Genomic DNA, 7561 nt, shown 5'->3' with positions numbered 1-7561 from the left:
GGGCGGGGGAGACTGGCGGGATGCGGGTCGGTTTCCTGGTCGAGCAGATTCTGGCGCCGGTCCCCGGGGGGACCGGAAGGTACTCCGCGGAGCTCGCCGCCGCCCTGGCCCGGACGGCGGATCCCGGGGACGGCGTCGTCGGGTGGTGTGCCTTCCGGCGTGACACCTCCGCGGCGGCCCTGCCGGGCGTCCTCGGGCCGCTGCGCCTGGGCCTGCCGCGGCGGGCGCTCGCCGCCGCCTGGGCGCGCGGCGCGGGCCCGGGCCCGACCGGGGTGGACGTCGTCCACGCGCCGACGCTGCTCGTGCCCCCACCCGTCCGGTGGGACCGTGCCACCCGCGTCACCCGTGCCCGGCCGCGGCTGGTGGTCACCGTGCACGACGCCGTCCCGTGGACCCATCCCGAGACCCTGACGCCGCACGGGGTCCGCTGGCACCGGGAGATGGGGGAGCGGGTCGCCCGCCACGCCGACGCGGTGATCGTGCCGACCCGGGCCGTCGCGGCTGACATCCGGGAACATCTGCCGATTGACGCGCAGCGGCTGCACGTGATCGGTGAGGGGGTCGCCGAGGCGGTGCTGCGGGTGCCGCCGGACGCGGACCGCCGGGCCGCCCGGCTGGGCCTTCCCGAACGGGGGTATTTGCTCACCCTGGCGACGATGGAGCCGCGCAAGGGCCTGGACACCCTGCTCGCCGCCCTGCGCCATCCGGACGCCCCCGACCTTCCGCTGGTGCACGTCGGGGCCGCCGGATGGGGTGATCTCGGTCCCGACGCGACCGGGCCGGGGGGTTTCGCCGATCTTGCCGCGTCCGGGCGATTCCTTGGTCTCGGCCGGATCAGTGACGAAGATCTCGCCGTCGTGCTCTCGCGGGCGACGATGCTGGTAGCGCCCAGCCGTTCCGAGGGCTTCGGCCTGCCGGTCATCGAGGCGATGGCGCACGGGGTGCCGGTGGTCGTCTCCGACACGCCGGCTCTTGTCGAGGTCGCCGGCGACGCGGCACTGGTGGCCCGGATCGGTGATCCGGCCGGCTTCGCCGAGGCGCTCGCGCGTATCGTCCAGAATCCCCGGCTACACAGTCGTCTGTCGCGTTCCGGACGGGTCCGCGCGGCGGGATATACCTGGAATGGGGCGGCGCGATCGTGCTGGGAGCTCTACCGTCGAATCAGCGGCTCCCCTGCCGTGTCCGTCGCCGACGACGGGCGGGCGTAGTGTTGCCCCCGTTGAGAAGCAAGCGGCCACACTGAATCAGGCGGCACGTCTCGGAAGGAGCGCCGTGGGACCCCGGGTGCTCGTTGATGCGACCTCGGTTCCGGCCGACCGCGGTGGTGTCGGGCGGTATGTCGACGGGCTCGTCGCTGCTCTGGGCGCGGCCGGCGCCGACATGGCGCTGGTGTGCCAGCGATCGGACGAGGAACGTTACAGCCGGATGGCGCCGCGGGCGACCGTCCTGTCGGGCCCGGCGGCCATCGCGCACCGGCCGGCTCGGCTGGCGTGGGAGCAGACAGGTCTTCCGCTCGTCGCCGAACAGGTCAATGCGGACGTCATCCACTCGCCGCACTACACGATGCCACTGCGCGCGCAGCGGCCGGTGTGCGTGACGATCCATGACGTCACCTTCTTCACCGAGCCGGAGATGCACACGGCGGTGAAGGGCACGTTCTTCCGGTCGGCGATGCGGACGGCGGTGCGCCGGGCGAGCCGCATCATCGTCCCGTCGAAGGCAACGCGCGACGAGCTCGTCCGCGTCCTCGAGGGCGAGTCGACGACGACCGACGTCGCCTATCACGGGGTGGACACGACCACGTTCCACCCGCCGACGGAGGAGGACCGGCGCCGGGTGCGGCTGCGCCTCGGTCTCGGTGACACCCGTTACGTGGCCTTCCTCGGAATGCTCGAGCCGCGCAAGAACGTCCCGAACCTGATTCGCGGCTGGGCGGAGGCGGTGCACTGGCGCGACGAGCCCCCGGCGCTCGTGCTGGCCGGTGGTTCCGGCTGGGATGACGACGTCGACGCGGCCGTCGCCTCGGTGCCGAGCCATCTGCGGGTGATCCGGCCCGGCTACCTGCGTTTCTCCGATCTCCCGGGCTATCTGGGCGGTTCGGAGCTGGTCGCCTATCCGTCGCACGGCGAGGGCTTCGGCCTGCCGGTGCTGGAGGCGATGGCCTGCGGCGCCCCCGTGCTGACGACCCCGCGCCTCTCGCTGCCCGAGGTGGGCGGCGACGCGGTCGCCTACACCCAGCCCGACCCGGACTCGATCGCCCGTGAGATGAGCGCGCTGCTCGACGACGCCGAGCGTCGCGCCCAGCTCGCCGCGGCCGGGCTCGCCCGGTCCCACGAGTTCACCTGGGCGGCCTCCGCGGAGGCCCACCTGGCGAGCTACGCCCGCGCGGTGGCCGACGCCTGAACCACCCCGGTCCGACGCCTGACCACCCGGCCTACCGGGCCGGTGCGGCGGCCGGCGGCTGACGCGCTACGGTTCCCCGGTGGACAAGGCGGAGATCCGGGTCATCGTCGTCACCTTCCGTTCCGGGGAGATCATCGGGACCTTCCTGGACTCGCTGACGAAGTCGACCACCCGCCCCTACGAGGTCGTCGTGGTCGACAACTCGCCGCAGGTGGATGTCGGCACCCGCGCCGCCGGTGAGCGGCCCGAGGTCACCCTGCTGCGCCCCGGCCGCAACCTCGGCTACGGCACCGCGGCGAACCGCGGGGCGGCCGGAGCCTCCGCTCCCTGGCTGCTTGTCGCCAACGCCGACATCGCCTTCGCGCCCGGCAGCCTCGACGAGCTGATCGCCGCCGCCGACCGCTGGCCCGGTGGCGGCGCCTTCGGCCCTGGCATCACCAACCCGGACGGTGCCCTCTACCCCTCCGCCCGCGACCTGCCCTCCCTCGGGCGTGGCATCGGCCACGCCCTGTTCGGCTGGTGCTGGCCGACGAACCCGTGGACGGCGTCCTACCGCCGCGAGCGCGGGGCCCCGCGGGAGATGACGGCCGGCTGGCTTTCCGGTTCCTGCCAGCTGCTGCGCCGGGAGGTCTTCGAGGGCGTCGGCGGTTTCGACGAGTCGTACTTCATGTTCATGGAGGACGTCGACCTGGGCCGGCGCATCGGGCTGGCCGACCGGCAGCTCGTCTACGTCCCGTCGGCGGTCGTCGAGCACCTCGGTGGGCACTCGACGAAGCGGTCGTCGCGGAAGATGGTGGTCGCCCACCACCGGAGCATGATCCGCTACCTGTGCCGGCAGTACGACAGGCCGGGCCAGCTGCCGCTGCGCGTGGCGCTCACCGTCGGCCTCGGCGCGCGGCTGGCGCTGGCGCTGGCGTTCGCGCGCGACAGCGCCGGCGCGCGCGCGACCCGGTCCGCCGAGCTGCTCACCTCCGCCCGCAAGCCACGCTGAGGCCACGTTGGCCACTGCGGGACATGAACGTCGACCCGACGATGCGTGTCCAGCCTGTGGCCTCTCGTTGAGCATGGGGGTCACCCGGCCGGGCACACGCAACCGACTCGGACGTGCTCTGCGACACTGACGCCTCATGGACGCAGTGATGCTGGTCGGCGGGCAGGGAACCCGTCTCCGCCCGTTGACGATGTCGGCGCCGAAGCCGATGTTGCCGGTCGCCGGCGTGCCGGTGACGGCCCACATGCTCGCCCGTGCCCGCGACGCGGGAATCACCCGGGTGGTCCTCGCCACCTCGTACCGGGCCGAGGTCTTCGAGGAGCACTTCGGTGACGGTTCCGGGCACGGCCTCGAACTCGAATACGTCACCGAGACCGAGCCGCTGGGCACCGGCGGCGCCATCCGCAACGTCGCCAGCCGGCTGCGCTCCGGCGCCGACGAGCCGGTGGTCATCTTCAACGGCGACATCCTCTCCGGCCTCGACATCGGCGCCCTCGTCGAGCGGCACATCACCGCCGACGCGGCCGTCACCCTCCACCTCACCAGGGTCGAGGACCCGCGGGCCTTCGGTGTCGTCCCGACCGACCCCGCCGGCCGGGTCACCGCCTTCCTCGAGAAGACCCCCGATCCCCCCACCAACCTCATCAACGCCGGCTGCTACGTCTTCCGCCGCTCGCTCATCGACACCATTCCCGCGGGACGTCCGGTCTCGGTCGAGCGGGAGACCTTCCCGTCCCTGCTCGCCGCCGGGGTGCCGGTGGTCGGCTACCCGGACGACACCTACTGGCTCGACCTCGGGACCCCGGCGGCGTTCGTCCTGGGCTCGCGGGACCTCGTCACCGGGCGGATGCCGTCCTCGGCGCTGCCCGGCCCGGTCGGGGACCGCCTCGTGCTGCCCGGGTCCACGGTGGCCACCGACGCCAAGATCGGCGGCGGCTCGACGATCGGGGCGGGTGCCTCGGTCGGCACCGGCGCGCGCATCGACGGCTCGGTGCTGTTCGACCGGGCGTCCGTCGGGGCGGGCGCGTATGTGCGCGACAGCGTCGTCGGACGCGAGGCGGTGATCGGCAACGGGGTGGTGCTCGAGAACGTCGTCATCGGCGACGGCGCCGTGATCGAGCCGGGCAACGAGCTGCGCGCCGGGGCCAGGGTGTTCCCGGGCGCGGTGCTCGGCGCCGGCGCCGTCCGGTTCAGCTCCGACCGGGCCTGACCTCCCGGCCGACCGGGCGGCTTCAGCTCCGACCGAGCCTGACCTCCCGGCCGGCCGACCAGGCGACCTCCACGCACACCTGGCCGTCGTCGGCGTCCGCGCTGACCGAGAGCACCTCGCTGACCGGGAACACCTCGCCACCGGCGATCCCGGTCAGCGCGGTCAGCTCCGGCGGGGCCGCCGCCGGATAGGTCAGGAACAGCCGCCCGTCGCCCTCCTCGCAGATCAGCGTGAGGACGGCGTGCTCCGCCCCCGCCGCCGGGACGGCGCGCAGCAGCCCGGGCAGCACGGCGGCGAGCCGCTCGCTCACCCGCGCGGGAATCCACGGTGCCTCGCCAACCACCTGCACCTCAAGGTCCAGCCCGCGCGCCCGCGCCTCGAAGACGGGCTCGGCGAGACTGCCCAGCGCCCCGGTCGCACCCGTCACCAGCGCCCGCCGGACGGCCGTCGCGTGCCGGCCGCACCGCTCGCGCACCGCCGGGTCACCGGGGTCGAGCAGCCCGTCGGCGACCGCCTCCAACAGCGGCAGCACCTCCCGCTCGACCGTGGCGAGGCCGCGGGCCCGGTCCTGCCGGATCGCGGCCGTGGACCGAGCGGCCGCGGCCTGCGCGGTCTCCGCCTCCACGGCGCGGGCGACCTGGTCCGCGGTGCGCCGCAGCAGCGGACCGCCCATCGACACCATGACCTGGATCGCGATCTGACCGTTCGTCGCGGTCAGCAGCTGCGCGAGCGCGAGCGGCCCGGTGCCCGCGCCCCTGAGCACGAGCAGGTCGAGCACCGTCACGGTGGCGGCGATCGCCACGATCCACTCGACGAACAGCCGGGACACGGCGAGCAGCGCCAGCAGCAGCGGCAGGATGAGAACCGGCCAGGTGCTGATCCTGCTTGGCGGCCCGCCCGTCCCCGCGGCGGCGTCGGTGTGGGTGGGCGCGATGTTGAAGCCGACCGCCGCCGTCACCGCGAGCGCCAGCACCATCAGGATGATCGCCTCGGCGCGGCGCAGCGGCCGGCGGTAGGCGGTCCAGGCGGCAGGCAGCACGACGAGGGCCATCGACAGCCAGTGCAGCACAGCGGCGGGCACCGACCGGCTGGACGGCGCGACGAGGACCAGCACGAAGACGGTGCTGGTGAACCAGATCGCCGTCACGGCGGCGACCGTCCGGCGCAGGCCGGCGGCGTAGGAGTCCCGGAGTTCGGCCGCGGTGGTGCCGGCCGGAACCCGTACCCGCGAGGCGGTTCGGGTCTGTGCGGCGGATCTGCCCGGTAGGGCGGATCGGGCTCGTGAGGCGACGCGGACCGCTGTCCACCGGTACCCGGCCCACCGTCCCCGCGGCCGCGGGCGCATGCCCCTGCGGTGGGCTGGCCGGCGGCTGGCCGGACGGGCGGCGTGGTGGCCCGCCGGCCGTCCACCGCCTGTCTCCCCGCCGCTCCAGGTCAGCCGGGCGGTGGTCCCGCGACCGGGCTCGGAGGTGATGGTGGCCTGCCCGCCGATCTCCGTCATCCGTGCGTGCACCGACCGGGCCAGGCCGAGCCGGTCGCCGGGGACGGCCCGGGCCGCGAACCCGATCCCCTCGTCCGACACGATGACGGTGACCGCCCCGTCGGCGCGCCGCCAGCGCACCTCGAGCGCGGCGCGGTCCGTCCCGGCGTGCCGGCGCACGTTGGCGAGGAGCTCCTGGGCCGACCCGGCCAGCGCCGCCACCACCTCGTCGGGAAGATCCGTCGTGGGCAGGGCCCGGACGTCCACACGCAGGCCGCGGGCCCGCGCGACGGCGACCACCCGCCGCATCGGCTGGGCCAGGTCGCGCGTTCCGGCGGCGGTGCCGTCCAGCATCGACCGGACGGCCTCGATCGCGTGGCGGCACTGTTCACCGGTGAGGTGCCCGGGCCCCACCGGCGCCCCGCCCGACCCGTCCTGGGGGGCGCCGCCGCCCCAGGCGATGCCGGTGAGCGTGTTCAGGACGGTGTCGTGCAGCACCCGCTCCCGCTCGCGCTCGTCCCGCAGCCGGGCCGCGGCTACCGTGGCCACCTCCTGCTCGGCCGCGGCCGTGGTCAGCCGGGCATCGGCGTCGAGCGCGATCGCCCGCAGTCGGGCGACGGCCAGCCGGAAGAGCTGCGCGAGCCCGGCGAGCAGCACGACTCCGATGACCACTCGTTTCAGCGGGGTGTGGTTCCCGCCGAGGGCGGGATCGTCCAACGTGGCCTGAGCGACCGCCGCGCCGCCGAGGAGCGCCGCGACCATCGCCGCGACCACGACCGCGTGGGTGCGGCGGCCGTACACAGCCGCGGCGACCACCGCCGCGTGGGTCGCGGTGGAGAACACCCAGGTGCCGAAGCCGCCTACCGAATCCGGAGGCAGCCAGAGCACCGCGCCGGCACCGGTGACGATCGCGAGGGCCACGTTCCCGGCGACAAGGCGGCGGGGGAGCGCCTGCCGGGTGAGGCACACCACCACGAAGACGACACCCCAGGCCGCGGTGACCACGGCCGCGGCGAGCCCGGCCGGATGCTCCGCATACCAGGACCACCACACGATGACGTAGCCGACGAGAACGACGACGTTCAGCACACGGAGAACCGCGAACGCGCGCACCATGACCGTGTCGAGTGCATGGAGGGCGTTAGCCGGCACGATCGCAAGTCTGGACCGCGCCGGGTGGTTCTGGGACTACTTACGGCGAAGTGCGCGTGACTGCACCGTCCGGCCGCTGCCGCGCCGTCCGGCGGGCTTGTTCTACATGGTGCTTGTCGGGACCGTGCTCGGGAGCGTGCTGTCCGGCGGCACGGTGCTCGGGGTCGGTGCGGTGGACGGCGCGCCAGCCGGCGGCGAACCGGCCGGCGGGGTCGTGGCGGGCGGTGCCTCGCCGGGCGGCGCGGTGGCCGGTTCCCCGGCTGTGGGCGGCGTGGTCGCGGGCTGCGTGGTGGGCGGCAGGGCCGTCGGCGGTGTGGTGGTGGGC

Annotated in this window: 6 protein-coding genes; 5 read left to right on the top strand and 1 reads right to left on the bottom strand. The window is 74.6% G+C overall.

The genetic code is table 11. The annotated features are described in order from the left end of the window. Nucleotides 1-20: 20 nt before the first annotated feature. The 4 genes from FMEAI12_RS31505 to FMEAI12_RS31490 all read left to right on the top strand — a co-directional run bounded on the left by FMEAI12_RS31505 (nt 21) and on the right by FMEAI12_RS31490 (nt 4604). On the top strand, nt 21-1208 hold the full coding sequence (locus tag FMEAI12_RS31505; RefSeq protein ID WP_112108868.1) for a glycosyltransferase family 1 protein: 1188 nt from the start codon (nt 21-23) through the stop codon (nt 1206-1208). Nucleotides 1209-1272: 64 nt separating this feature from the next. Beyond that, entirely contained in the window at nt 1273-2403 is a 1131-nt protein-coding gene (locus FMEAI12_RS31500; RefSeq protein WP_020463323.1) for a glycosyltransferase family 1 protein, read from the top strand. A 79-nt stretch (nt 2404-2482) separates the two neighbouring features. Continuing rightward, nucleotides 2483-3394, top strand: a complete 912-nt coding sequence (locus FMEAI12_RS31495; RefSeq protein ID WP_071067009.1) for a glycosyltransferase family 2 protein — start codon at nt 2483-2485, stop codon at nt 3392-3394. Between the two features lie 136 nt (nt 3395-3530). After that, on the top strand, nt 3531-4604 hold the full coding sequence (locus tag FMEAI12_RS31490; RefSeq protein WP_071067010.1) for a sugar phosphate nucleotidyltransferase: 1074 nt from the start codon (nt 3531-3533) through the stop codon (nt 4602-4604). Nucleotides 4605-4626: 22 nt separating this feature from the next. On the opposite strand, the gene FMEAI12_RS31485 is transcribed toward FMEAI12_RS31490, so the two are convergent. Then, nucleotides 4627-7236, bottom strand: coding sequence for an ATP-binding protein (locus FMEAI12_RS31485; protein WP_235014891.1), 2610 nt, complete (start codon nt 7234-7236; stop codon nt 4627-4629). Between the two features lie 106 nt (nt 7237-7342). On the opposite strand from FMEAI12_RS31485, the gene FMEAI12_RS31480 reads away from it, so the two are divergent. Beyond that, the coding region (locus FMEAI12_RS31480) for a hypothetical protein (protein WP_200835472.1) at nt 7343-7561 on the top strand (219 nt) is incomplete at its 3' end.

Origin of the sequence: Parafrankia sp. Ea1.12, from assembly GCF_900465275.1 — a bacterium.
Lineage (GTDB): Bacteria > Actinomycetota > Actinomycetes > Frankiales > Frankiaceae > Parafrankia > Parafrankia soli.
This window is presented reverse-complemented; position numbering and strand designations above follow the sequence as displayed.